Genomic DNA, 24,302 nt, shown 5'->3' on the forward strand with positions numbered 1-24,302 from the left:
GAAACGAGGGCTCCACGCGCATCGGCCGTCCGGCCGCTGACGCATCCCGAATGCTGCCGGCCCGGACGTTTCGACGATTTGATCGCCCGGCCGGCGCGACATACTCCGACATTCGCGTACAAATCCTCACACTTTCACGAAACTTTCAGGACAGACTTGCGGGCGATCAGGCCCCACACTTGGATTTTCCGATCCTGCGCCGTGGACGCCCGTCCGCGGCGGGCCGCCGCCGCCTCGTGCCAGAGACGCGATCGACGCGATCGCGGGCCGCAGCCCGATCGGGATTGCCGGGGCGAGCGTCGGCCCCGGCCCGGCCGACAGCCGCGCGCCGCTCCGCGATCCGGGGCGGCCGCGCCGTCCGGCCGATTCTTCGAAGGAGACTATCGTGCTGATCTGGAAAACCGCGTTGTCGCTCAACTGGCGCACGAGCCTCGTGTCGCCGGCCAGCGCACCGGTCGCGGCGGCCAACGTCGGACGGCTGGTGCTCACCGGCGCCACCGGCTTCATCGGCAGTACCGTGCTGACGGCGCTCGTCAACGCCGGGTTGCTCGAGCGCATCGTGTGTGTCGTGCGTGCGGAGAATCGCGGCCACGCAGTCGCGCGTTTGCGTGAAGCGGCGTTGCGCGCGGGGCTCGCGCCGTACTGGGCATCGCGTCTCGGCGACGCGAACGTGGTCGTCGGTGCGCTCGGCGACGTGTGGCAGGGCACCGACGCGTCGCGTCTCGCCGGCGCAACGCACGTGATCCATTGCGCGGGCCATGCGTCGCCGGCCGACGGTTCGCACCTGCAGGCCGACATCGCCGATTCGCTGCGCTTTGCCGAACGGTTCGCGCACGCGCCGCAACTGCAGCGTTTCGTGTACGTCGGCACCGCCTATGCGCACGCGGGCCGCGGCGGGATCGTGTACGAGGCGACGGCGGGCGCGTCGGCGAGCGACGCGGCGCAGGGCGGCGACGGGTTGCACGGCGCGGTGCTCGCGGCGGACTACCTGCAAGCGAAGGCGGAAACGGAGCAGCGCCTGCGCGCGCTCGGGCTGCCGCTCGTCGTCGTGCGTCCGTCGCACGTCGTCGGCCACACGGTGCTCGGCACGCGGCCCGCACCGAATTCGTTCTGGATGTTCCGCGTGGCGCACGCGGCGCGGCGCTTTACCGCGCGGCCGATGACGCGCATCGACATCGTGTCGGTCGACGACGTCGCGCGCGCGACGATGCTGCTGGCCGTGAAGCCGACGCTGATGCACGACGTGTACCACGTGTCGGCCGGCGAAGAGGCGCCGCAGGTCGCGCAGATCGTGCGCGCGATGGACGAGGCGGCCGGCATGACGGGCGCGCCGCGCTACGTGGCCTGTGCGCCGGCCGAACTGCCGCTCGTGGTGCGCGACGTGCTCGGGCGGTCCGATCCGGCGCTCGAACGCGTGATCGGCCGCGCGTTGCAGCGTTGCGCGGAGTTCGCGATGGTCGATCGCGTGTTCGACAACCGCCGCGTGCGCGACGAAATCGATTTCGAGCCGCTGCCGTTCATCGATTACGTCGAGGAGTGCATGCGCACGTCGCGCGGCGTCGCGGTGACAGAACTGATGCGCGGCGCGCTGCACTGAGCGCCCGCGCGATTCGGGGCCTGCCGATTCCCGGCGGCCGGTTCGCCGCCGCTCGCGGCGGTCCGGCGACGGCAGGCCCTACGACGCGCTGCCGAGTTCAATCAGCCGGTCGAGCGCGCGGTAGATGTCATCCAGGCCGTCCTGGCCGAAACGCGCTTCAAGCTGACGATACTGCTCGTCGATGCGCGGACCGATTTCCGTGACCAGCTTCCTGCTTTGCGGCGTCAGGCTCACCAGCAGCCGACGCTGATCTTCCTGCGCGCGCGTGCGCGTAATCAGGCCGTCGCGCTCCATCCGTTCCAGCACGCCCGTGAGACTCGGGCTCAGGATGCAGCAGCGGCGCGCGATCTGTCCCGCTTCGAGCGCGTGCGAAGGCTCGCCGTCGAGCACGCGGATGATCCGCCACTGCTGTTCGGTCAGCGCGAATTCCTTGAGAATGGGGCGGAACAGGCCCATCAGCGTTTCGCGGGCCTCGAGCAGCAGCATGGCCAGGTTGCGATGGTCGAGCGTACGGTTCATCGGGGTGGGTAGAGGTGCAGAGGACGGGGACGCATCAATCTTAACAGCCGATGGTGATGAATTTCGCGTATCAGGGTAATCGAGGTTGCGGGCATTCGATTGTTTACTTAAGATGTTAACTATTGACGATGCGCCGCGACGCGCGGCAGGGGAATGACGCATGGAGCTGTCCTGCATGACCGCCGCGGCGCCGCCGCTGCCGGTCGCCATCGGTACCGTCTACGGTGCGCTGCTCAACGAGCGCGCCGCACTCGACGCGCTCGGCGACGCCGTGCACGCTCCGCCTTACGGCCGTCCGCCGCAGGCACCGATCCTTTACATCAAACCGGCCAACACGCACGCAGCCGATGGCGCGGCCGTCGTGGTGCCGGCGGGCGTCGATGCGCTGGAGATCGGCGCATCGGTGGCCGTCGTGTTCTCGCGGCGCGCGACGCGCGTGCCGGCCGCGCAGGCGCTCGACTACGTGCATGGCTTCACGCTCGCGAGCGACGTGTCGGTTCCGCATCCCGATTACTACCGTCCGGCCGTGCGCTTCAAATGTCGCGACGGTTTCTGCCCGCTGGGCCCGGCGATCGTGCCGGCGGCCGCGCTCGGCGACATCGACGCGATCGGCCTGACGGTACGGATCGACGGCCGCACCGCGGTGTCCGCATCGACCGCCACGCTGATCCGCCCGGTGCGCGAGCTGATCGCCGACGTGACGGCGTTCATGTCGTTCGACGCGGGCGACGTGCTGCTGCTCGGCGTCGCGGGTGGCGCACCGCGTGCCCGCGCGGGCAGCACGGTCGAGATTGACGCTGCCGGCATCGGCACGTTGCGGCATACGCTGATTGCGGAGGAAGCACGATGAAGACGGCGCGCGTGATCTACAACGGCGCACTGCATGCGGCCGAACCGGCCGGCGACGGCGCGATCCGCCTCGACACGGGGCGCGTGCTCGCCGAGGACGCGGTGACGTGGCTGCCGCCCGTCGCACCGCGCACGACGTTCGCGCTCGGCCTCAACTACGCGGACCACGCGAAGGAACTCGCGTTCAAGGCACCGAGCGAGCCGCTGATTTTCCTGAAGGGGCCGAACACGTTCATCGGCCATCGGTCGCACACCGTGCGCCCGGCGGATGCGACGCACATGCATTACGAGTGCGAGCTGGCCGTCGTGATCGGCCGCCCGGCGCGCAACGTGAGCCGGACGCGGGCAATCGACTACGTTGCCGGCTACACGGTCGCAAACGACTATGCGATCCGCGATTACCTCGAAAACTACTACCGCCCGAACCTGCGCGTGAAGAACCGCGACACCTGCACGCCGCTCGGGCCGTGGTTCGTCAGCCGCGACGAGATCGGCGATGCGGGCGGCCTCATGCTGCGCACGACGGTGAACGGCCGGGAGACGCAGCGCGGCAGCACGCGCGACATGATCTTCGACGTACCCGCGCTGATCGAGCACATCAGCGGTTTCATGACGCTCTCGCCGGGCGACCTGATCCTGACCGGCACGCCGGAAGGGCTGGCCGACACGAAGCCGGGCGACGAGGTGGTGACCGAAATCGAAGGGATCGGCCGGCTCGTGAACACGATCGTCGGCGAAGCTGACTACTATCGCGCCGGCTGAGCCCGTCGCCCAAGGAGAGCACATGACCATCAAGCACTGGATCGACGGCCGCGAAGTCGAAAGCCGAGAGACGTTCACGACGCTGAACCCCGCGACGGGCGACGTGATCACCGACGTCGCGTCCGCCGGCGAGGCCGAAGTCGACGCGGCCGTGCGTGCGGCGAAGGAAGCATTCCCGAAATGGGCGAACACCCCGGCCAAGGAGCGCGCGAAGCTGATGCGCAAGCTCGGCGAACTGATCGAGAAGAACGTGCCGATGCTCGCCGCGCTCGAGACGCAGGACACCGGCCTGCCGATCGCTCAGACGAGCAAGCAGCTGATTCCGCGCGCGTCCGAGAACTTCAACTTCTTCGCTGAAGTGTGCGTGCAGATGAACGGCCGCACGTATCCGGTCGACGACCAGATGCTGAACTACACGCTGTACCAGCCGGTCGGCGTGTGCGCGCTGGTGTCGCCGTGGAACGTGCCGTTCATGACCGCGACGTGGAAGACGGCGCCGTGTCTCGCGCTCGGCAACACGGCCGTGCTGAAGATGTCGGAGCTGTCGCCGCTGACGGCCGACCAGCTCGGCCGGCTCGCACTCGAGGCCGGCATTCCGCCGGGTGTGCTGAACGTCGTGCAGGGCTACGGCGCGACCGCCGGCGACGCGCTGGTGCGCCATCCGGACGTGCGCGCGGTGTCGTTTACGGGCGGCACGGTCACGGGCAAGCGGATCATGGAACGCGCGGGGCTGAAGAAGTATTCGATGGAGCTTGGCGGCAAGTCGCCGGTGCTGATTTTCGACGATGCCGATTTCGACCGCGCGCTCGACGCGTCGCTGTTCACGATCTTCTCGATCAACGGCGAGCGTTGTACCGCGGGCTCGCGGATCTTCGTGCAGCGCACGATCTACGATCGCTTCGTGCAGGAATTCGCGCGCCGCGCGAACAACCTGGTGGTCGGCGACCCAACCGATCCCGCGACGCAGCTCGGCGCGATGATCACGCGCCAGCACTGGGAGAAGGTGACGGGCTATATCCGGATCGGTGAGCAGGAAGGCGCGCGCGTGGTGGCAGGCGGCGCGGACAAGCCGGCCGGTCTCGCCGACCATCTGCGCAACGGCAACTTCGTGCGCCCGACCGTGTTCGCGGACGTCGACAACCGGATGCGCATCGCGCAAGAGGAAATCTTCGGGCCGGTCGCGTGCCTGATTCCGTTCGAGAACGAGGAAGAAGGGCTGCGGCTTGCGAACGACACGTCGTACGGGCTCGCGTCGTACATCTGGACGCAGGACGTCGGCAAGGTGCATCGCCTCGCGCGCGGCATCGAGGCCGGGATGGTGTTCGTGAACAGCCAGAACGTGCGCGACCTGCGCCAGCCGTTCGGCGGCGTGAAGGAGTCGGGCACCGGGCGCGAGGGCGGCGAATACAGCTTCGAGGTGTTCGCGGAGATCAAGAACGTGTGCATCTCGATGGGTTCGCATCACATTCCCCGCTGGGGCGTGTAACGGGCGTGGATCGTTTCGCCGCAGGAACACCGTCAGAACGCCAGAACGATACGGAGACTTAACGATGGGCAAACTGTCCCTCGCCGCCAAGATCACGCACGTGCCGTCGATGTACCTGTCGGAGTTGCCCGGCAGGCATCATGGCTGCCGCGAAGCGGCGATCCGCGGCCATCAGTTGATCGGCGAGCGCTGCCGCGCGCTCGGCGTCGATACGATCGTCGTGTCGGACGTGCACTGGCTCGTCAACGCCGGCTATCACGTGAACTGCAATGCGCGGTTCGCCGGCACGTACACCAGCAACGAGCTGCCGCATTTCATCCGCGACATGGCGTACGCGTATCCGGGCAACCCGGCGCTCGGCCGCCTGATCGCGGAGACGGCCAGCGTGCGCGGCATCGCGACGCGCGCGCACGAGATCGACAGCCTCGAACTCGAATACGGCACGCTCGTGCCGATGCGCTACATGAACGGCGACCAGCACTTCAAGGTCGTGTCGATCGCGGGCTGGTGCATGTGGCACACGCTCGACGAAAGCCGACGCTTCGGCGAAGCGCTGCTGGAGGCCATTGAAAAGAGCGATTCGAACGTCGCGTTCCTCGCGAGCGGTTCGCTGTCGCACCGCTTCAACGACAACGGCAGCCCCGAGGAATCGATCCACCAGATCAGCCGTGAATTCTTCCGGCAGGTCGACCTGCGCGCGGTCGAGCTGTGGAAGCAGGGCGACTTCAAGACCTTCTGCGCGATGCTGCCGGAGTACAACACGCATTGCCACGGCGAAGGCGGCATGCACGACACGGCGATGCTGCTCGGCCTGCTCGGCTGGGATCGCTACGACAAGCCCGTCGAGATCGTCACCGACTATTTCGCGAGCTCGGGCACCGGGCAGATCAACGCGATCTTCCCGCTCGCCTGAGCGCCGCATCACCTATCCGGAGCGTTGCCATGCCACACATCGTCGTCGAGTACACCGCGAACATCCGCGACGACGCGCGCATTCCCGCGCTGCTGCGCACGATCAACGCGACGCTGATCGCGCAGGGCGGCGTGTTTCCGACGGGCGGCATCCGCTCGCGCGCGATCGAGCTGCAGGACTACTGCATCGCCGACGGCACCGGGGACGACGCGTTCGTCCACGTGACGCTGAAGATCGGCTCGGGCCGCAGCGACGAAATCAAGAAGGCCGCGTGCGACGCGTTGTTCGACGCGATCAAGGCGCATTTCGCCGAGCTGTACGCGAAACGCTATCTCGCGTTGTCGATGGAGCTGACCGAGTTCAGCGAAAGCGGCTCGTACAAGCACAACAACATCCACGCCCGCTACAAGCGGGCCGGCTGAACACCTTTCCCGATCCGACCATGCTCGAACCCGCCATCATCGACCAGCTCGCGCAGCGTCTGCACGACGCCGAGCGCGAGCGCAAGCAGATCCGCCAGATCTCGCTCGACCATCCCGACATCACGATCGGCGACGCCTACGCGATCCAGCGCGCGTGGGTGACCCTCAAGCTCGCGGAAGGCCGCACGCTGAAAGGGCACAAGATCGGCCTCACGTCGAAGGCGATGCAGAACACGTCGCAAATCGACGAACCCGACTACGGTGCGCTGCTCGACGACATGTTCTTCGACGACGGCGGCACGATTCCGACCGGCCGCTTCATCGTGCCGCGCGTGGAAGTCGAACTCGCGTTCGTGCTCGGCAAGCGGCTCACGGGCCCGAACTGCACGATCTTCGACGTGTACGACGCGGTCGACTATGTGGTGCCCGCGCTCGAGATCATCGACGCGCGCAGCCAGTCGATCGACCCCGATACGAAGCGGCCGCGCAAGGTGTTCGACACGATCGCCGACAACGCGGCGAACGCGGGCGTCGTGATCGGCGGGCGGCCGGTGCGGCCGCAGGACGTCGACCTGCGCTGGGTCGCGGCGATCATGTCGCGCAACGGCGTGGTCGAGGAAACGGGCGTCGCGGCCGGCGTGTTGAACCATCCGGCCAATGGCGTCGCGTGGCTCGCCAACCGGCTGTCGCGCTTCGACGTCGCGCTGGAACCGGGGCAGATCGTGCTCGGCGGTTCGTTCACGCGGCCGTGCGCGGCACGTTCGGGCGATACGTTCAGCGTCGACTACGGTCCGCTCGGGACGATCCAGTGTCATTTCGAGTGAGGTGAGCGAACGATGCTGATTCCGTCGAATGTCTTCAAGGCCGCGCTCGCGCGCGGCGATGCGCAGGTCGGACTGTGGCTCGGGCTCGCGAATCCGTACAGCGCCGAAGTCGTCGCGGGCGTCGGTTTCGACTGGCTGCTGATCGACGGCGAACATGCGCCGAACACGGTGCCGACGATCCTCGCGCAGTTGCAGGCGATTGCGCCGTATCCGTCGCATCCGGTCGTGCGCGTGCCGTGGAACGATCCGGTGATCGTCAAGCAGGTGCTCGATCTCGGCGCGCAGACGCTGCTCGTGCCGATGGTGCAGAGCGCTGAGGAAGCACGCGCGGCGGTGGCCGCGACGCGTTATCCGCCGCACGGGATTCGCGGGGTCGGCAGTGCGCTCGCGCGCGCGTCGCGCTGGAATCGCGTGGGCGACTACCTGCATCGCGCGAACGACGAGATGGCCGTGCTCGTGCAGGTCGAGACGCGCGCCGGGCTCGATGCGATCGACGCGATTGCGCGGGTCGATGGCGTCGACGGCGTGTTCATCGGGCCGGCGGATCTGGCGGCCGACCTCGGACATCTCGGCAATCCCGGGCATCCGGACGTGCAGATGGCGATCGACGGCGCGATTCGGGCGATCAAGGCGGCGGGGAAGGCGCCGGGCATTCTCAGTGCGGACGAGGCGGCGGCGCGGCGGTATCTCGAAGCGGGGGCGCTGTTTGTAGCGGTGGGAGTCGATACGACGCTGCTGGCGCGGAGTGCGGAGCGACTGGCGGCGCGGTTCAAGGGGAACGGTGGGGAGGCGGCGAAGAAGGGGGATGGGACGTATTGAACGAGGCGGACCTGATCTTTGGGGAGGGATGTATCCCGTTTCGCTTCTTGCGACTTTCGGTCGTTTCGAATGAAATCGCGCCGTCGCGTGTGAGATTTTCAGATCTGATCCGCTACAGGATCTGGCGCGATCAGGCGGACGCAGCCGCGATTGAGGAATTGAGTCGACAGGCGCAGAAACGCGGGACGTGACGAGTTCGCCGTTTACACTTGTCAACAATGCGTGTGTGCTTTACCCTGCGCCGCCAGATTGCCGAAGGGACGTTTCGGGAAATGCGTTTGCCACCCGAAACGGAGGAATGTGTGTGCGATGTATGTAAGAAGACCTGAAAAGATCTGCGTTCTGGACTCGATCGCTTTGATCATTGTTGATAAATGTACATCGCACGACATTGTGCGGCTTGGTGTGGAATTGTAAGGTTTGGGATTCTACAACGCGAGTAAAGGTATGGCGCGCGATACCGATAGGATTCCGTACTTCAAGATCAACAAGCTGGTTTGGAAATGGAAGCGTTGTGAGGGGGGCGATGGATGCATCCCAGTGTGCGATGTCGGTCTATCGATGGCAATGGCTCCCCCGGTGAAGGAGTCGCCAGCCAGGCAGTCCAAACCTGTTGTTCAGACCGACAAGCGCGATTCGCTCGATAAGTTGGTGGACGACCTCGAAAGAATTGCAGGCGCATTTTCACGCTTCAAGAAGTGGTTGGATACACCCGATCCGCCCAAGAAAACGAAGGCAGGGGAAAAGAAAAAAGAAGTACCGCCATTCGATATTCAGCAAATTCCTGATGCCATGCGAAAAGAGCATATGCCGGTTTCTGCGAAATTGATGGAGCGGTGGTTTGCGGGGGAACTCAACTACTCGATTACATCCAGAGACCAGAGTAGCGAGATTAACCAGAATGGCGACCTCTACCCTGAGTCGATGGTCGATCGAACCACCGTAAAAATGGATTGGGTCCTCAAGCATGGGCGCGCAAAGAAGCAATACGACAGTCTCGTAAATTCCGATATATATAGCTCACGTGCGTATGAAACCCTCCAAGATATTCTTGGCCGATACCGTAGGCGCGGAGACGTATCGCCCTGGATGGTCAGCGGCTACGATATCCGAAAGCTACACAAGGAATTCCAGTTCCAGCGAGCGGCGGTAGAAAGTTCCTTTGAACAGAAGGCTTTGCAGGCCGTGCGGCGACTGCCCGATGCCGGCGTCCCTGATGACCTGACCGGCGCGTTGGGCGCATTCAACCTCTATGCGGCGGTAGCTGGCGTTACGTTCGACGTCAGAAATACGAAGGCGACGGTTACGCACATCGTTGTCTACGTCAGGGACGGGTATTCCTTTGAGGGGGATACGAGCTCACGGTCCCAGTACCTTGGACACTGGAGCAAAAACGGCGTAGTTATCGTACCAAGCTACGTGGCAGCGAATCTTGCGGATCAGCCGTGGTTTGACTTTCCGGTAGTAGCAGGCAGTACGGTCGCAAACCTCTATGAACCGGGGAAGATTTACTATCCGGTCCGGAATCGCTCGTTCCGCGAGTGGCAAGCACGGACCCATCGAGGCGGCGACTTCATCATATTTTCCGACTATAGGCCGATCATGTTAGCTAAACCCATAACGGTATATTTCGAATGAATGGATTGGCGATAGGTATGCAAGGTGCAGGAATGGTTGCACTTGCAGCACTCGTTCTGGCCGGAACCGTTGTCTGTCTGCTGATAGTCGTTTTATACAGCCTCTCGCACAAGGAGGGGCGCGTTGAACGAATGAAGTCGGGAATGAAGGCACTGGGTTCCGGTCTGGCAATTGTCACTTTGTTGTTCTGCGCTGGTTCTTACTACAAGGATGCGCGCGTACGCTCACAGGCGATGCGGTTTGATACCGAGCTTTCCAGGAACGATGGGGGGCGTTATACGGCGCAATACGCCTACCTCGGAGCGGATCGAATCCTTTTGCGCCTCTATCGGACATCCGACATGCGATTGCTTGCAGAGCGGACTTACGAGTCCCCGGATTCCGTTCGTTTGGTATGGACCAAGGAATCCCTGATATTTGATACTGCCGTTGATAGTGAGGGAGAGATCAGGCTGCCGCCTACTCGGTTTGATCGATTCAAGGCTATGTTGCCGTAGCAGACAGTGATCCGTGCGTGTGCGACGTCGTGCTGCGCGTTAGGCCCGGCGCACGATGGCGAGCGAGTGCCAGTGACCGCATCGCATGGAGGCGGGCAGGCGACGCGCGCCGCCGCCTGTGCCATCAAGCCAGGACTCAGAACCGCTGCTGAATCCCCGCCGTCACGCCGACCTGCGTGGTGCCATACCCGGCGAAATCGCGCGATACGCCGACCTTCTGGTCATGCTTCGCGATCGCGAACGCACCGGCCGCGTACAGCACCGTGCGCTTCGACAGCGCGTAATTCGCGCGCACCGACACCAACGTCGGATCGGCATCGCTGCCACCCTTGACGTTCTGGTGATAGACAGCGGCGATCAGCGAGAACGCCGGTGTGAACTGGTACGATCCGCCGACCCAGTACGTGTCGCTCAACTGGTTCGCCGCCGCAGTGCGAAACGTGCGCTTGTAGTTGCGATAGCCGGCCATCGTCTTCAGGTCGCCGAAGTCGTAGCTCAAGCCCGCGTGAATGCCCTGAATGTAATTGACGGTATCGGCCGGCGTGACGCTGTCGGCCGCGCCGTTCTGCCGATCGAACGTGAGCACCGCCGCGAACGGGCCGGTCTCGTAGCCGAGCGCGAAGTCGTATTTCGAGCTGGTCTTCACGCTGCCCGGCACGTTGCCGAAGCCGTACATCGCGCCGAACTTCACGCCGCTAAATTCACCGTCGTAGCGCACCGCGTTCGACGAGCGCGTGAACATGCCGTCCTTGCGGCCGCCCGTCGCCATCGACGATGTCGCCCACGAGTAGTTCTGCGCGTAACCCATCGGATCGAACGGCAGCATGTAGTCGTACGTGACGGTGTAGTTGCGGCCGAGCGTCAGCTCGCCCCATTTGCCTTTCAGGCCGACCGTCGCGCGACGCGCGAAGATCGAGTCGGGGCCGTCGTCGAACGCACCGTTCGCGAGGTCGATTCCGCTTTCGAGGCGGAACACGGCCTTCAGCCCGCCGCCGAGATCCTCGACGCCGCGCAGGCCCCAGCGCGACGTATTCTTGTTGCCCGACTTCAGTTTGACGGAATTGCCGCCCTCCGGCGCCGCATGGTTCGTGTATTCGATGCCGGCATCCATGATCCCGTACATCGTGACCGACGACTGCGCGTGCACGACGGGGGCGGCGATGCAGGCCGCGGCGGCCGAGCTGGTGAGGACTGCTGCACGAAATTTCATTGACGGTGTCTCCTGATTTATTGTGGGTTGGGTGAAACGGGTATGACGCGGTCGAGGCCAACGCCGGAAAGCGTTCGCCGGACGGTCTGTCATTGCCTTGCTCGACGTGCGCGGCGCGCAGAGCACGCCGCGCCCGGGTCAGCCCACTTTCGCGAACGCCCAGCAGTCGTTGGTCGGGAATTCGATCCAGTGCTTGCCGGCCGCGCGCGGCACGTGGCCGAACGCGCGCAGGCGCATCTCGCCGCAATGGAACAGGTATTCCCAGCGATCGCCGAGATACATCGACGTGACGAGATCGGCCTGCAGCCGGTTCGCCCCCGGGCCGTCGGCGACCTGCACGCGTTCGAGACGGATCACGGCCTGTGCGTCCTGGCCCGGTGCGAACGTGTCGCGGGCCAGCGCCTGCAGTTCCCAGCCGTCGCCGGCGAGCGTCACGCGTTCGCCGTCGACGGCCGCGACGCGTGCGTCGATGCGGTTGTTGCTGCCCATGAACTCGGCCGTGTACAGCGAGCGCGGCGCGCCGTACAGCTCGGCCGGCGTGCCTTCCTGTTCGATGCGACCGTTGCGCAGCAGCAGGATGCGGTCGGACATCGCCATCGCTTCGGTCTGGTCGTGCGTCACGCAGAGCGCCGACAGCCCGAGCGACACGATCAGCTCGCGCAGCCACGCACGCGCTTCCTCGCGCAGTTTCGCGTCGAGGTTCGACAGCGGCTCGTCGAGCAGGATCACGGGCGGGTTGTAGACGAGCGCGCGTGCGATCGCGACACGCTGCTGCTGGCCGCCCGACAACTGATGCGGAAACCGTTCGGCGAGATGGCCGAGGCCGAGCTGATCGAGCGCGGTCTGCACGCGGCGCTTCTGTTCGGCCGGCGCGACGCGGCGCAGCTTGAGCCCGTAGCCGACGTTGTCGGCCACGGTGCGGTGCGGCCACAGCGCGTACGACTGGAACACGAGGCCGAGCGAACGCTGTTCGACGGGCAGGTCGACGTGCCGCGCGCCGTCGAAGAACACGCGGTCGTCGAGCTGGATGCGCCCGTCGGACGGCTGTTCGAGGCCGGCCACCGCGCGCAGCAGCGTGGTCTTGCCGCTGCCCGATGCGCCGAGCAGGCACACGACTTCGCCGGCTTTCAGTTCGAACGACACGCCCTTGAGGATCGGGTTGGCGCCGTAGCTGAGATGCAGGTCGTCGACGATGAGCTTATCCATGAAGTTTCACTCCGAAGCGCAGGGCCACGCCGAGACCGGCGCCGACCATCGCGATGTTGATGACAGAGAGCGCGGCCACCTGGTCGACGGCGCCGGTCGCCCACAGCGACACGAGCAGCGCGCCGATCACTTCGGTGCCGGGCGACAGCAGGTAGACGGCGGTCGAGTATTCGCGCTCGAAGATCATGAAGATCAGGAGCCACGCGGCGAGCAGGCCGAAACGCACGAGCGGCAGCGTTACGTCGAGCGACACGCGGCTGCGCGTCGCGCCGACGCTGCGGCCGGCTTCCTCGAGTTCGGGGCCGACCTGCAGCAGCGCGCTTTGAATGAGCCGCATCCCGTATGCGAGCCACACGACCGTGTACGCGATCCAGATGCTCCACATCGAGTTCTTCAGCTCGCGCAGGCCCGGGACGAACAGGAATATCCACAGAAACGCGAGACCGGCGAGCAGGCCGGGCACCGCGCGCGGCAGCAGCACGAGGTAATCGAGCAGTTTCGTCGCCCAGTCGTGCCGGCGGTGGCCGGCGAACGCGACGAGCGAGTAGAAGCCGATCGCGAGCGCGCCGCCGATCACGCCGATGCCGAGCGTGTTGACGATCGCGCGCACGAGGTTGTCCTGCTCGAACAGCTCGATGAAGTTCGACAGCGTCAGCACTTCGGCGAGCGCGACGCCTTCGCCCCAGTTGGTCACGAATGCGCGCAGCACGATGCCGGAAATCGGCACGATCACCGTCAGCATCAGCCACAGCGCGACGATCGCGAGCGCGACCCAGCGCCATATGCCGAGCGGCAGCACCGTCGCGCGACCGGCCTTGCCCTTCACGGTGACGAAGCGGTTCGCGGTCTTCAGCAAACGGCGCTGCAGCAGCACGAGCGGGAACGTGATCGCGACGATGCACACGGCGACCGCGGCCATCAGGTGATACGACGGCACGCCGAGCTTGTTGGTCAGCTTGTACAGGTAGGTCGCGAGCACGAGGTGGCCTTCCGGATCGCCGAGCACGAGCGGCAGCCCGAACACCTCGAAGCCGAGGAAGAACACGAGCACGCCGGCGAACAGCAGTGCGGGCATGGTCATCGGCAGGCTCACGTCGAGCGCGACGCGGAACGGACGGGCGCCCGTCACGCGCGCGGCTTCCTCGACGTCCGAACCGAGGTTGCGCAGCGCGGCCGACGAGTACAGGTACACGTGCGGCACGTGCGTGAGGCCGACGATCACCGTGATCGCGAAGATCGAGTAGACGTTCCAGGGCACGTTCTGCATCCCGAACAGTTCCTTGAACCACACCGAGTAGAAGCCGACCGGGCCGGCCGCGACCACGTAGCCGAACGCGAGCACCATCGGCGACACGAACACGGGCGTGAGCAGCAGCGGTTCGAGCCAGCGGCGGCCGGGCAGGTCGGTGCGCACCATCAGGAACGCGAGAATGCCGCCGAGCGGGATCGAGATGAACAGCATCCCGCCGGCGATGATGAACGAGTTCTTCACGGCGGACCAGAAGTCCGGGTCGGTGAAGATGAAGCGGAAGCCTTCGATGCCGAGCGTCTTGTTCGCATCGAAGAACGGCGCGGACAGCAGGCTCTGGAACAGGATGAAGCCGAGCGGCAGCGCGACCGCGACGGTGAGCACCGCGACGACGATCCAGCGCAGCATGCCGGCGAGCGGCTGCAGGTTGCTGGCCTGCAGCGCGGGAATCGCGCCGCCCGGGCCGGTGGTGGGCGGAACGGCCGGCGCCGCTCCGCGTGTGCTGGTTGAAAGCATGAGTTCGCCCCTGCGGCCATCCGGATGGCCGCCTCTAGGAAGTCGGTAAGGGGAAGGGGCCGCCCGCGCGGCGTGCGTGCGGCGGGCGGCCGTCGGTCGGCCGAAGCCGATCAGCGGATCAGCTCTTGATCGCCTGCTGCCATTGCTTGAGGAACGCGAGCCGCTTCGACTGGTCCAGATAGACGAGCAGGCCGGTGCCGATCGGGATCGGCTTCAGCGAATCGCCGAGTTCCTTCGTGAGGCTCGCGACCGACGTTTCGCCGGTCACGTCCGTGCGAATCGCGTACAGGTTCGCCTGGTTCGCGATCAACGTCTGGCCGCGCTTCGACAGCAGGTAGTCGACCCACAGCTTCGCGGCGTTCGGGTTCTTCGCCTTCTTCGAGATCGTGGCCAGGCGGCTCACGACTTGTGTGTAGTCCTTCGGGAATACGTAGCCGATCGACTTGTCCTTCTTCGCCTTCGCGTACGCATACGAGCCGATGATGTTGTAGCCGATCAGGTTCTCGCCCGACGAGATGCGCTCCATCATCGCGCCGGTGCTCGACTGCAGCTTCGGACCGGTCGCGCCGATCGCCTTCACGAGCTCCCACGTGACCTTCTCGTTCAGGTGCGCGTCCTGCGTCAGCGCGTTGAAGCCGACGCCGGATTTCTCGACGTCGTACGTCGTCAGCTTGCCTTTGAATTTGTCGGGTTGCGACGTGAGCAGCTTGATCAGGTCGGCGCGCGTCTTCGGCACCTCGTTCTCGGGAATCAGCCGCTTGTTGTAGACGATCGCGAGCGGCTCGAACGTCGTGCCGTACGCCTGCTTCTGGTATTGCGCCCATTGCGGCACGTTCGCGCTTTCGGGCGAATCGTACGACGCCATCAGGCCGTCGTTGACGAGCTTGACCTGCAGGTCCATCGCCGAGCTCCACAGCACGTCGGCGCTCGTGCTGCTCGCCGCGTTCTCGCTGATGTAGCGGTTGTACAGCTCGGTGCTGTTCATGTCGTTGTACTCGACCTTCACGCCGTACAGGCTTTCGAAGTCCTTGATCAGCGGGCGCACGAGGCCCGTGTCGGTCGTCGAGTAGACGATCAGCTTGCCTTCCTTCTTCGCGGCGTCGACGACGCCTTGGTAGTTACCCGGATATCCGGCCGGAACCTGCGCGACGGCGGCGCCGGCGGCGGTGCCCAGGACGATCGCCAGCGCGGCGGCGAGCTGCTTCGGTGCAAACGGCATGTCTTCCTCCAGTGATGCGTGTGTGTTGTTCGAGTGACGCGGATGTTAATTGCGAGGCACTTTCAGCCTGCTTTCATTTCGGTTCACAATAGCGTCCTTTGTGTCATGGATTTCCCGAGGTCCCCATGCGTGTGCTGCTCGTCGAAGACAACCCGAACCTGGCGCAGTCGCTGAACGACGCGCTGAGCGCCGCGCGTTTCGCGGTCGATCACATGGCGGACGGGGAGGCGGCGGATCACGTGCTGCGCACCCAGGACTACGCGCTGGTGATCCTCGATCTCGGGCTGCCGAAGCTCGACGGGCTCGAGGTGCTGCGACGGTTGCGCGCGCGCCGCAATCCGGTGCCGGTGCTGATCCTGACCGCGCACGGCTCGGTCGAGGACCGCGTGAAGGGGCTCGATCTCGGCGCCGACGACTATCTGGCGAAGCCGTTCGAACTGACCGAGCTGGAGGCGCGCGCCCGCGCGCTGATCCGGCGCAGCCTCGGTCACGAGCATTCGCGGGTCGAATGCGGGCCGCTTTCGTATGACAGTATCGATCGCAGCTTCCACCTCGCCGGCGAAGCGTTGCCGCTCACGCCGCGCGAGCGCTCGGTGCTGGAGGTGCTGATTCTGCGCAACGGGCGCGCGATCAACAAGGAGACGCTGTCGGAGAAGATCTTCGGGCTCGACGAGTCGGTCAACGCGGACGCGATCGAGATCTACGTGTACCGGCTGCGCAAGAAGCTGGAAAACACCGGCGTCGCGATCGTCACGCTGCGGGGGCTCGGCTATCTGCTCGAAGCGAAGGCCGCCGGATGAACCAACCCCACGCTCGCCAGCCTTGCACGGGACCGGCGTATGCGCTGAAGCGCCATTCCGGATCGACACGTCCGCTGCCCGCCAAGGGGGCGCATGCCGCGCTTGGGCCGGCCCGGTGGCAGACATGATGATTCGCCGTCCGAACCTGCGCACGCAAGTCGCGCTGTGGCTGCTGCTGCCGCTGCTCGGGCTGCTCGCGCTCGACTCGTGGCTCACGTACCAGCGCGCGATGAGCGCCGCGCACGTCGCGTTTGACCGCACGCTGTCGTCGTCGCTGAAGTCGATCCGCGAAGGCGTGCGGCTCAACGACGGTGAGATCGAGGTCGACCTGCCGTATCTCGCGCTCGAGATGTTCGAGTCGGGCGACGGCGGCAAGATCTACTACCTGATCCGCGAGGACAACGGCCACACGATCACCGGCTATCCGGACCTGCCGCTGCCGTCGGGCGACGGCGCGCTGTTCGTCACGCGCTACTACAACGTCGTCTATCGCGGCGAGCAGTTGCGCATGGCCGCGTTGCGCGTGCCGGTGCACGACGTGCCGACCGCGCAGACGCGCATCGTATGGGTGATGGTCGGCGAAACGATCGAGGGGCGCCAGGCGCTCGCGCGCGAAATCCTGATGGGCTCGCTGCTGCAGGAAGGCTTGCTCGTCGTGCTCGCGCTCGGGATCGTGTGGCTCGGCGTCGGGCGCGGGCTGCGGCCGCTGAACCGGCTGTCCGCGAAGGTCGCCGCGCGGACCGACGGCGATCCGACGCCGCTCGACACCGGCGGCATGCCGAGCGAGCTCGCGCCGCTCGTCGAGTCGATCAACCAGTACATCGGCCGCACGCAGCGGATGCAGGTCGCGCGGCGGCGCTTCTTCGCGGACGCGGCGCATCAGCTGAAGACGCCGCTCGCCGCCGTGCAGGCCGGCGTCGAACTGGCCTTGCGGCCGGACGAGCAACCGCGCGTGAACGTGCACTTGCGGCGTGTGAACGGTGCGGTGCGGCAGGCCGCGAAGATCGTCCAGCAGCTGCTGTCGCTGTCGCGGCTCGATTCGGACAGCGGCCATGCGGTCGCGCACCAGCCGGTCGCGTTGCATCGGCTGGCGCGCAGCGTGACGCTCGACTGGTCGCCGGTGGCGCGGGCGCGCGACATCGATCTTGGCTTCGAGCACGAGACCGACGTCGACGTGCACGGTCAGCCGGATCTGCTCGGCGAAATGATCGGCAACCTGATCGACAACGCGATCCGTTATTCGGGCGACCGTGCGGTGATCACGGTGCGCGTGTCGCGCGACGGCGAACATGCGCGGCTCGACGTGATCGACAACGGGCCGGGCATTCCGGCAGCCGAGCGGGACGCGGTGTTCGAGCGCTTCCATCGCGGCAGCAAGACGCAGACGGTCGAAGGCACGGGGCTCGGGCTGTCGATCGTGCGGGAGATCGCGCGCGTGCATCAGGGCAGCGTGACGCTGACCGATGCGGCGGGCGGCGGGCTGGTCGTGACGGTGATGCTGCCGACGGTTCCGGCGGCGCAGTAGAAGGCGGGCCGCGCTCGACGCAATCGCGGTGAACGGCGACGGCGAAAGCGATACGCCGTCGCGCCGTTTCGACCGATCCGCTCAGTCGCCGAACCCGATCTCAGCTTCGAGCGACTGCCCGACCTCGAGCCACGCGCCCGCGCCTTCGACGACGATCGCGTTGATGCCGAACGTCAGCGCGTCGTCGTAGTTCGGATGCGCGCGATAGGTCTGCATCGTGTCGGTCGGCTCGTGCGGCCATTCCGGGTTCGGCGCGCCGGTCACCTGGTCGATCGTCGGCATCGGGCAGCGCGTGCACAGCTTCACGAGGCGCAGGCGCACGGGCGTGTCGCCTTCGGCGTCGAGATGCTCGACGAAATCTTCTTCGTACGCATCGAGATCCGACACGACGATGTTCGGGCGGAAGCGGTTCATCGGAATTGCGGGCGCGCCTTTCGCGACGAGCTTCGCGTTCAGGTCGTCGAGCGACGACTGGCCGATCACGAGCAGCGGATAGCCGTCCGCGAACTGCGTGTGCGTGTCGATGTCGCCGGTCCATTTGCGGTTGCAGCCGCGGCGCGACTCGGCGCCGAAGCGCGCAAGCTTCAACGGCATGCCGAGGAATTCGGTGAGCCACGCGGCCGTCTCGGCGCCCGTGTCGATCGCGTCGACGGTGTCGCGCCAGACGGTCGCGGCCATCTTCGGTGTGGCGGGCGTCGCATCGCCGTCGAGCGGCGTGCGGATCTCGGGCATGCCCGGCGCGTTCAGCACGAGCGCATCGTGCTCGAGCGCGGTGCGGATCAGCGCGAGGCGCGGGTGCGTGCGCTGCGTGATCATCATCCCGTCCGGGGTGGTGATCAGCCAGTGGCGGTCGTACGCGAGGCCCGTTTCGAGCAGCTGCGCACGCGACAGCGCGATGCCGGCGCAGGATTTGATCGGATAGACGAAGAGTTCGGAGATGGCTGGCATGACGCTGGCTGAAGGCGGGATGGTCGAATCGCGATTGTGCCAGATCATGCGGAAGCCGTTTGGGCGGTTGCAGGCCGTCGCGCCGAGCCGCGCGTCGGGTCACGCCAGCGGAAAGCCGAGGTCGAAGGTCGTGCGCACGTCGAGCGGCTGGCGCAGCAGCCCGGCCTTCAGGTAGAAGTCGGCCGTGCGTTGCTGCCCGGCGATCACCGTCGCGTCGATCGGCTGCCAACGCGTGTTGCGGCGCTCGAACTGCAGCTTCGCGGCCGCCGGCGGGATGCCGACGATGCGCGCGAGCGCCGCCGAATACGCGTCGACGTGCCGGTACGACCAGGCCTGCGCGCGCACGACGCGTTGCAGGAAGTCGCGCAGCACGTCGCGCTTCGATGCGATCGCCGCGTCGGTCGCCGCGACGTAGCTGAGGCCCGACCACAGGCCGCGGCCGTTGACGAGCACGCGCGCGCGGCCGCTCGTTTCGGCGAGCGCGGTATAGGGTTCCCACGTCGCCCACGCATCGATCGAACCGGTTGCGAGCGCAAGCATCGTGTCGGCCGGCGGCAGGAAGCGGAACGATACGGCGTCGGGCGGCAGGCCCGCGGCGTCGAGCGCTTTCAGCGTGACGAAATGGCCGATCGAGCCGCGCGTGGTGCCGATGCGCTTGCCTTTCAGGTCGGCCGCGTCCTTCAGCGTCGCGTCGGGCCGCACGAGCACGGCGGTGCCGTACGGGTCGGAGCGGTTCGCGCCGATCACCTTGATGCGCGCGCCCGATGCGAGCGCGAAGATCACCGGTGCGTCGCCGATCGGTCCGCAGTCGACGGCCGCCGCGTTCAGCGCCTCGGCCAGCGGCGCGGCGGCCGGGAATTCGGTCCACGCGATGTCGTATGCGAGGCCGTTCAGTTCGCCGGCCGCTTCGAGCAGCGCGCGCAGCCCGCCTTTCTGGTCGCCGGCACGCAGCAGCGGTCGCGTGCCCGATTGCGCGTGCAATGCGGTCGGCGCGACGGCGAGGGTGGCGGCGGCGAGGGCGCTCGCTTGCGCGAGAAAGTGACGTCGGGTCGGATTCATCGTGAAGTTCGGTCGATCGGAGGAAACGGTTCAGGGATTCAATGCGGGAGCCCGGCCTGCACGTCGCGCACGGGTTCAGCGTCCGCACGCAGCAGCAGCGCGGTCAGCGGATCGACGTTCGCGGGGGCGGCGGACGGCCGGGCGGTCGCATCCGAGCGGCACAACAAATCGTCGGCCGACCAGCCCGCGCTGCCCGGCAACGCGCGCGCCCGCAGCCAGCCGCGCCGGTCGGCAAGCAATTGCGTGCCGCCGAACGTCTCGGGCGGCACGCCGGCGATCGTCGCGAACGCTTGCCAGGCACCCGGCGTCGACGCGACGCAGTTCGCGCGCGGGCCGGTTGCCGGTGGCGCGGGCGTGTCGTCGGCGGTGACGAGCAGCGTCTGCCAGCGCGGATCCTCCGTCGGCGGCGTGGTGCCTGGCGCGAGCGCAACGACGCGCACGCGCTGGCCTTCGCGCCAGCGCTCGAGCGGTTGCGGCGCGGCGCTGCCGCAACGCACGTCGAGCGCGGGCAGCGGAACGGGCACGGGCCACGCGCCTTCCGCCCGTGCGCCGCTGCCGGCCGACAGCGCCTTCAGGTAAGCGAGCACGGCCCACGTGTCGGCCGGGCCGAGCGTCGCGGCAAAGCCCGGCATCGACGCCGCGCCGCGCGCGTCGTGCATACCGTGTCGCACGCGCCAGTACAGTTCGCCGTCGAGCCGGCGGGCGAGCAGCGCGCCCGCGAAAGTCGGCGGCCAATGCCTGAGCGTTGCCGCGAGCGGCCCTTCGCCGCGACCGTCCGCGCCGTGACATGCCGCGCAATGCCGCGCATACAGGTGCGCACCGCGCGTCACGTCCACGACGGAAAGCGGCGCGGGATTGCGCTGGAAACTGGTCGGCACTGCGGGTGCGAGCCACAGAGATGCCGGCGGCCACGGCGCGAACCACGCGACGGCCAGTGCGGCGATCGCCGATGCCGCCCGCCACTTGCGCGAAACGAACGCGATGCCGCCCAGCGCCACGGCGAACGCGGTTGCCGCGCAAGCGAACGCAAGCTGTCGCGTGAGCCCGGCATCGATGCGCAGCGTTTCGAGCGCGAACCGGTGTGCCCAGGGCCACGCGGCCTGTCCGTCGACATCCCCGGTCAGACCGGCCGCATGCAGCGCGCGGGCGAACGCGATCTGCGCGCGATACAGCAGTTGCAGGAACAGCAGCGCCCAGTCGGCGAACGGCGGTGCATTCATCGGCGCAGCCTTTGCCGTGCGCGGGCCATCCTGCCAGCGGCACTCGGCATCTACCAGCTCGCATCGAGTCCGAGATGCCGCAGCGCTTCGTGGCGCAGTTCGGCGAGACGCGGATCGCCGCGATGGCGCGGATAGGGCAGGTCGACGCGCAGTTCCGCGACGATCCGCGCGGGACGCGGGCCGAACACGATCACGCGCTGCGCGAGAAACAGCGCTTCCTCGACATCGTGCGTGACGAGCAGCGCGGAAAAGCCGTCGCGTTGCCACAGCGCGGTCAACTCGGCCTGCATCGTCAACCGCGTCAGCGAATCGAGCTTGCCGAGCGGCTCGTCGAGAATCAGCAGGCGCGGATCGTTGACGAGCGCGCGCGCCAGCGCGACACGCTGCGCCATCCCGCCCGACAACTGATGCGGAAACACGTTCGAGAATTCCTGCAGCCCGACGCGCGCGAGCGCATCGTCGACGCGATGTTGCGCGGTGCGAGCCACGCCGCGCGCCTCGAGGCCGAGCGCGACGTTCGCGCGCACGCGGCGCCACGGGTAGAGCGTCGGATCCTGGAACACGACGATGCGCGACGGATCGGGCCGCTCGATCGGCACGCCGTCCTGCGCGATTCGGCCTTGTCGTGCGGCGTCGAGGCCCGCGACGAGCCGCAGCAGCGTCGATTTTCCGCAACCGCTCGGGCCGAGCAGCGCGACGAATTCGCCGGCCGCGACCGACAGCGTGACGTCGTCGAGCACCGGCAGCGGGCCGCCGGGGCCGTCGAACGCATGGCTCACGCGGCGAATCTCGATGCGCGCGCCGCGCGGCACCGTGGCATCGGGCGTGGCGGGCGCCGCGGAGACGGACGATTCGGGAACGGCGGCGCTTACCATTTGACGGTTCCTTTCTGCCACGCGAGCACTCGGTCGCGCACCGCGAACAGCAGCGCGATCAGCCCGGAAAACAGCAGCGCCATCACGATCAGCGCCGCATACATGTTCACGTACGATGCCCAGCCCTGCGCCCAGCTCAGGTACCAGCCGAGCCCCGACTTGACGCCCATCATCTCGGCGACGACGAGCACCGTAAACGATGCGCTCAGCCCCATGAAGATGCCGACGAACACGTGCGGCAGCGCGGCGGGAATCGCGACGCGCAGCACCAGGAAGCGCGCGTTCGCGCCGAGCGTGCGCGCGACGTCGTAGTACTGCCGGTTCACGCTCGCGACGCCCGACCACGTCAGCACCGCGACCGGGAAGCCGGTCGACAGCGCGATCAGGAACGCGGCGGCCGAATAGCTCGTCGGGAAAAAGTAGAACGTGAGCGGCAGCAGCGCGGTGGCCGGCACCGGGCCGAGCACGCGCAGCACCGGATGCACCCAGTAGCCGATGCGGCGCGACCAGCCGATCGATACGCCGACCGCGAACCCGACCGCGACGCCGTACGCGAACCCGAGCGAAAGCAGCTTCAGCGTATTGACGGCGCTGCCGGCGAGGCGCGGCCAGTCGTCGACGTAGACCTCGATCAATGCCTGCGGCGGTGCGAAGAACGGCGTCGGCAGCCAGCCGGTTTTGGCCGTGACGATTTCCCACGCGGCAAGCACGAGCGGCAGTGCGACGAGCCACGGGCCGGCCGGGCGCACGCGGGCAAGCCGCGCGCGCGTGGCCGGCACGCGATGGCCGAGCGTCGCGGCGACCAGCAGCAGCGCGGCGATCGCCCACGCGGCGATGCCGAACGTGTCGGTGTACGCCCAGTCGGTGAAACCGACGACGCGGTTCGGCCACACGTCAGTCACCGCGCCGAGCGCGGCCCACGCGAGCGCCGCGACGACGCCGGTCGGCCAGGTACGCGCACGGCGGGCTTCGGCCGCGAGCGTCGCGTCGCAGACCGTGCATGCTGCGCGGGACGTGGCAGGCGCGGCGGCGGTACCGCCGGTTGCGGTTGCGGATGCGGTGCGCGCCGCGGACGCGTGTTCGATCGTCGACATCGCGTCACCCCAGCACGTTCGCATAGACCTGCTGCGCGAAGCGCTGCGGGTCGGTGCTCTTCTTCAGCACGCTGATCCGGCGGAAATCGTCCGCGTAGAACGCGATTTCCTGCTGCAGATCGACGTTGGTCGGGTGGTGCGTGTAGGTCAGCGTCGCGTACAGCTTGCGCAGATCTTCCGGATTGATCTTCGGCGAATACTTCGCGAACGCCTTCGCGGCTTCGTTCGGGTTGTCGTGCGTGTATTCGGTTGCCTGCACGATCGAGCGCGCGAGCGCGGCGGCCGCCGGCCGGTCGTTGCGCACGAGGTCGCCGCGCGCGCCGATCACGCAGCACACCTTGCGCGCGTATTCGCCGGACAGGTTCGTCGCAAGTTCCGTATACGCGCCGTTGCTGCGCTTTTCGAGCAGATAGAGATTCGGGTCGCCGTCGGCGATCGCCTGGATCTCGCCCTTGTCGACCGCGACGCCGAGCAGATCGGCCGGATACTGCCGCCACGTGATGTCGCGTTCGGGATCGATGCCGTTCTTCGCGAGCAGGATCGAGAAGAAGTGCTTGCCGGGCGCCGCGAGATCGCTGACGCCGACCGTCTTGCCCTTCAGCGCCTGCAGCGTCGTCACGCCGGCCGTCTTCGCGCCGAGCAGCCGCACGCAGCCGCCGTGCGAACTGCCGATGATCTTCACGTCGAAGCCGGCTTCGAGCGGTTTCAGCCAGCGGTGAATCATCCCGACCGCCGCGTCGGCCTTGCCGGTCGCGATCGATTCGAGCAACTGGTCGGTCGATCCGCTGTAGTTGATCAGCTCGACCTTCAGCCCGTTCTTCTCGAAGAAGCCGTTTTCCTGCGCGACGACGATCGGCGTCAGGCAGAACGCGTTCTGGTTCCACGCGAACGTGAGCTTCTTCAGCGGCGGCGCGGACCATGCTTTGCGGCCGAGCGTGATCGCCGGCGCGGCGAGCGCGGCGGCGCCGGCCGCGCGCAGCAGCCGGCGGCGCTTGTCGTCATGGGCGCCGGTCGGCGCGGGTGCGGTGGGTTCGGTCATCGTGTGGTCTCCGGTT

General features: G+C 66.9%; 23 protein-coding genes. 12 read left to right on the forward strand and 11 right to left on the reverse strand.

What is annotated here, in order from left to right; genetic code table 11:
* Positions 1-385 precede the first annotated feature (385 nt).
* Positions 386-1,597, forward strand: a complete 1,212-nt coding sequence (locus WS45_RS13095; RefSeq protein WP_059525190.1) for an SDR family oxidoreductase — start codon at positions 386-388, stop codon at positions 1,595-1,597.
* A 78-nt stretch (positions 1,598-1,675) separates the two neighbouring features.
* Here the strand turns inward: WS45_RS13095 and hpaR are convergent, their stop codons facing one another.
* Positions 1,676-2,116 (reverse strand): homoprotocatechuate degradation operon regulator HpaR, encoded by a 441-nt coding sequence (hpaR, locus tag WS45_RS13100; RefSeq protein WP_059525192.1) that lies wholly within the window; start codon positions 2,114-2,116, stop codon positions 1,676-1,678.
* Between the two features lie 160 nt (positions 2,117-2,276).
* Between hpaR and WS45_RS13105 the strand changes: the two genes are divergently transcribed.
* The 9 genes from WS45_RS13105 to WS45_RS13145 all read left to right on the forward strand — a co-directional run bounded on the left by WS45_RS13105 (position 2,277) and on the right by WS45_RS13145 (position 10,326).
* Positions 2,277-2,966, forward strand: a complete 690-nt coding sequence (locus tag WS45_RS13105) for a fumarylacetoacetate hydrolase family protein (protein ID WP_059700224.1) — start codon at positions 2,277-2,279, stop codon at positions 2,964-2,966.
* Complete coding sequence (locus WS45_RS13110) at positions 2,963-3,727, forward strand: fumarylacetoacetate hydrolase family protein (protein WP_059525196.1); 765 nt, start codon at positions 2,963-2,965, stop codon at positions 3,725-3,727. Before WS45_RS13105 ends, WS45_RS13110 begins: the two co-directional genes overlap by 4 nt.
* Before the next feature lie 22 nt (positions 3,728-3,749).
* Positions 3,750-5,213, forward strand: a complete 1,464-nt coding sequence (gene hpaE / locus WS45_RS13115; protein WP_059700226.1) for a 5-carboxymethyl-2-hydroxymuconate semialdehyde dehydrogenase — start codon at positions 3,750-3,752, stop codon at positions 5,211-5,213.
* A 64-nt stretch (positions 5,214-5,277) separates the two neighbouring features.
* Complete coding sequence (gene hpaD, locus WS45_RS13120; protein WP_059700228.1) at positions 5,278-6,126, forward strand: 3,4-dihydroxyphenylacetate 2,3-dioxygenase; 849 nt, start codon at positions 5,278-5,280, stop codon at positions 6,124-6,126.
* Positions 6,127-6,155: 29 nt separating this feature from the next.
* The gene (locus WS45_RS13125; RefSeq protein ID WP_059700230.1) at positions 6,156-6,548 is read left to right on the forward strand and encodes a 5-carboxymethyl-2-hydroxymuconate Delta-isomerase; all 393 of its coding nucleotides are present in this window, start codon (positions 6,156-6,158) and stop codon (positions 6,546-6,548) included.
* A gap of 20 nt (positions 6,549-6,568) precedes the next feature.
* Entirely contained in the window at positions 6,569-7,372 is an 804-nt protein-coding gene (gene hpaH / locus WS45_RS13130) for a 2-oxo-hept-4-ene-1,7-dioate hydratase (RefSeq protein WP_059700232.1), read from the forward strand.
* A 12-nt stretch (positions 7,373-7,384) separates the two neighbouring features.
* Complete coding sequence (gene hpaI, locus WS45_RS13135; RefSeq protein ID WP_059700233.1) at positions 7,385-8,191, forward strand: 4-hydroxy-2-oxoheptanedioate aldolase; 807 nt, start codon at positions 7,385-7,387, stop codon at positions 8,189-8,191.
* Positions 8,192-8,611: 420 nt separating this feature from the next.
* The gene (locus WS45_RS13140) at positions 8,612-9,829 is read left to right on the forward strand and encodes a DUF6402 family protein (protein WP_257140365.1); all 1,218 of its coding nucleotides are present in this window, start codon (positions 8,612-8,614) and stop codon (positions 9,827-9,829) included.
* 17 nt (positions 9,830-9,846) lie between these two features.
* On the forward strand, positions 9,847-10,326 hold the full coding sequence (locus tag WS45_RS13145; protein ID WP_059700235.1) for a hypothetical protein: 480 nt from the start codon (positions 9,847-9,849) through the stop codon (positions 10,324-10,326).
* Positions 10,327-10,462: 136 nt separating this feature from the next.
* On the opposite strand, the gene WS45_RS13150 is transcribed toward WS45_RS13145, so the two are convergent.
* The 4 genes from WS45_RS13150 to WS45_RS13165 all read right to left on the reverse strand — a co-directional run bounded on the left by WS45_RS13150 (position 10,463) and on the right by WS45_RS13165 (position 15,726).
* The gene (locus tag WS45_RS13150; protein WP_059700238.1) at positions 10,463-11,536 is read right to left on the reverse strand and encodes a porin; all 1,074 of its coding nucleotides are present in this window, start codon (positions 11,534-11,536) and stop codon (positions 10,463-10,465) included.
* A 138-nt stretch (positions 11,537-11,674) separates the two neighbouring features.
* Complete coding sequence (locus WS45_RS13155) at positions 11,675-12,742, reverse strand: ABC transporter ATP-binding protein (protein ID WP_059700240.1); 1,068 nt, start codon at positions 12,740-12,742, stop codon at positions 11,675-11,677.
* Positions 12,735-14,507, reverse strand: coding sequence for an ABC transporter permease (locus tag WS45_RS13160; protein WP_059700242.1), 1,773 nt, complete (start codon positions 14,505-14,507; stop codon positions 12,735-12,737). The genes WS45_RS13155 and WS45_RS13160 overlap by 8 nt, the downstream gene beginning before the upstream one ends.
* Positions 14,508-14,625: 118 nt before the next feature.
* Positions 14,626-15,726 carry an ABC transporter substrate-binding protein gene (locus WS45_RS13165; protein WP_059689973.1) on the reverse strand — a complete coding sequence of 367 codons (1,101 nt, stop codon included), beginning with the start codon at positions 15,724-15,726 and terminating at the stop codon, positions 14,626-14,628.
* Between the two features lie 125 nt (positions 15,727-15,851).
* On the opposite strand from WS45_RS13165, the gene WS45_RS13170 reads away from it, so the two are divergent.
* Both WS45_RS13170 and WS45_RS13175 read left to right on the forward strand, forming a co-directional pair.
* The gene (locus WS45_RS13170) at positions 15,852-16,526 is read left to right on the forward strand and encodes a response regulator (protein WP_059450182.1); all 675 of its coding nucleotides are present in this window, start codon (positions 15,852-15,854) and stop codon (positions 16,524-16,526) included.
* Positions 16,527-16,653: 127 nt separating this feature from the next.
* Entirely contained in the window at positions 16,654-18,051 is a 1,398-nt protein-coding gene (locus WS45_RS13175) for a sensor histidine kinase (RefSeq protein WP_059700589.1), read from the forward strand.
* Positions 18,052-18,132: 81 nt separating this feature from the next.
* On the opposite strand, the gene WS45_RS13180 is transcribed toward WS45_RS13175, so the two are convergent.
* The 6 genes from WS45_RS13180 to WS45_RS13205 all read right to left on the reverse strand — a co-directional run bounded on the left by WS45_RS13180 (position 18,133) and on the right by WS45_RS13205 (position 24,286).
* On the reverse strand, positions 18,133-18,999 hold the full coding sequence (locus WS45_RS13180) for an MOSC domain-containing protein (protein ID WP_059700244.1): 867 nt from the start codon (positions 18,997-18,999) through the stop codon (positions 18,133-18,135).
* A gap of 99 nt (positions 19,000-19,098) precedes the next feature.
* Positions 19,099-20,058: an ABC transporter substrate-binding protein gene (locus tag WS45_RS13185; RefSeq protein ID WP_059525225.1), complete on the reverse strand. Its 960-nt coding sequence runs from the start codon at positions 20,056-20,058 to the stop codon at positions 19,099-19,101.
* A gap of 38 nt (positions 20,059-20,096) precedes the next feature.
* Positions 20,097-21,278, reverse strand: a complete 1,182-nt coding sequence (locus tag WS45_RS13190; protein WP_059700246.1) for a c-type cytochrome — start codon at positions 21,276-21,278, stop codon at positions 20,097-20,099.
* Between the two features lie 50 nt (positions 21,279-21,328).
* The gene (locus WS45_RS13195; RefSeq protein WP_059700248.1) at positions 21,329-22,153 is read right to left on the reverse strand and encodes an ABC transporter ATP-binding protein; all 825 of its coding nucleotides are present in this window, start codon (positions 22,151-22,153) and stop codon (positions 21,329-21,331) included.
* Positions 22,147-23,247, reverse strand: coding sequence for an ABC transporter permease (locus WS45_RS13200; protein ID WP_059700590.1), 1,101 nt, complete (start codon positions 23,245-23,247; stop codon positions 22,147-22,149). The genes WS45_RS13195 and WS45_RS13200 overlap by 7 nt, the downstream gene beginning before the upstream one ends.
* A 4-nt stretch (positions 23,248-23,251) precedes the next feature.
* Positions 23,252-24,286 (reverse strand): ABC transporter substrate-binding protein, encoded by a 1,035-nt coding sequence (locus tag WS45_RS13205; RefSeq protein ID WP_059689977.1) that lies wholly within the window; start codon positions 24,284-24,286, stop codon positions 23,252-23,254.
* Positions 24,287-24,302: the final 16 nt, after the last annotated feature.

The sequence above is a fragment of the Burkholderia sp. RF2-non_BP3 genome (assembly GCF_001522185.1).
GTDB classification, from domain to species: Bacteria; Pseudomonadota; Gammaproteobacteria; order Burkholderiales; family Burkholderiaceae; genus Burkholderia; species Burkholderia diffusa.

Bases quoted from the DNA above. Each gene is read 5' to 3' on its own strand.
- WS45_RS13165 (WP_059689973.1), bottom strand. From the start codon at position 15,726: ATGCCGTTTGCACCGAAGCAGCTCGCCGCCGCGCTGGCGATCGTCCTG.
- WS45_RS13185 (WP_059525225.1), bottom strand. From the start codon at position 20,058: ATGAATCCGACCCGACGTCACTTTCTCGCGCAAGCGAGCGCCCTCGCC.
- hpaR (WP_059525192.1), bottom strand. From the start codon at position 2,116: ATGAACCGTACGCTCGACCATCGCAACCTGGCCATGCTGCTGCTCGAG.
- hpaI (WP_059700233.1), top strand. From the start codon at position 7,385: ATGCTGATTCCGTCGAATGTCTTCAAGGCCGCGCTCGCGCGCGGCGAT.
- hpaE (WP_059700226.1), top strand. From the start codon at position 3,750: ATGACCATCAAGCACTGGATCGACGGCCGCGAAGTCGAAAGCCGAGAG.
- WS45_RS13125 (WP_059700230.1), top strand. From the start codon at position 6,156: ATGCCACACATCGTCGTCGAGTACACCGCGAACATCCGCGACGACGCG.
- WS45_RS13180 (WP_059700244.1), bottom strand. From the start codon at position 18,999: ATGCCAGCCATCTCCGAACTCTTCGTCTATCCGATCAAATCCTGCGCC.
- hpaH (WP_059700232.1), top strand. From the start codon at position 6,569: ATGCTCGAACCCGCCATCATCGACCAGCTCGCGCAGCGTCTGCACGAC.
- WS45_RS13190 (WP_059700246.1), bottom strand. From the start codon at position 21,278: ATGAATGCACCGCCGTTCGCCGACTGGGCGCTGCTGTTCCTGCAACTG.
- WS45_RS13155 (WP_059700240.1), bottom strand. From the start codon at position 12,742: ATGGATAAGCTCATCGTCGACGACCTGCATCTCAGCTACGGCGCCAAC.
- WS45_RS13205 (WP_059689977.1), bottom strand. From the start codon at position 24,286: ATGACCGAACCCACCGCACCCGCGCCGACCGGCGCCCATGACGACAAG.
- hpaD (WP_059700228.1), top strand. From the start codon at position 5,278: ATGGGCAAACTGTCCCTCGCCGCCAAGATCACGCACGTGCCGTCGATG.
- WS45_RS13145 (WP_059700235.1), top strand. From the start codon at position 9,847: ATGCAAGGTGCAGGAATGGTTGCACTTGCAGCACTCGTTCTGGCCGGA.
- WS45_RS13195 (WP_059700248.1), bottom strand. From the start codon at position 22,153: ATGGTAAGCGCCGCCGTTCCCGAATCGTCCGTCTCCGCGGCGCCCGCC.
- WS45_RS13175 (WP_059700589.1), top strand. From the start codon at position 16,654: ATGATTCGCCGTCCGAACCTGCGCACGCAAGTCGCGCTGTGGCTGCTG.
- WS45_RS13105 (WP_059700224.1), top strand. From the start codon at position 2,277: ATGGAGCTGTCCTGCATGACCGCCGCGGCGCCGCCGCTGCCGGTCGCC.
- WS45_RS13110 (WP_059525196.1), top strand. From the start codon at position 2,963: ATGAAGACGGCGCGCGTGATCTACAACGGCGCACTGCATGCGGCCGAA.
- WS45_RS13150 (WP_059700238.1), bottom strand. From the start codon at position 11,536: ATGAAATTTCGTGCAGCAGTCCTCACCAGCTCGGCCGCCGCGGCCTGC.
- WS45_RS13170 (WP_059450182.1), top strand. From the start codon at position 15,852: ATGCGTGTGCTGCTCGTCGAAGACAACCCGAACCTGGCGCAGTCGCTG.
- WS45_RS13160 (WP_059700242.1), bottom strand. From the start codon at position 14,507: ATGCTTTCAACCAGCACACGCGGAGCGGCGCCGGCCGTTCCGCCCACC.
- WS45_RS13200 (WP_059700590.1), bottom strand. From the start codon at position 23,247: ATGTCGACGATCGAACACGCGTCCGCGGCGCGCACCGCATCCGCAACC.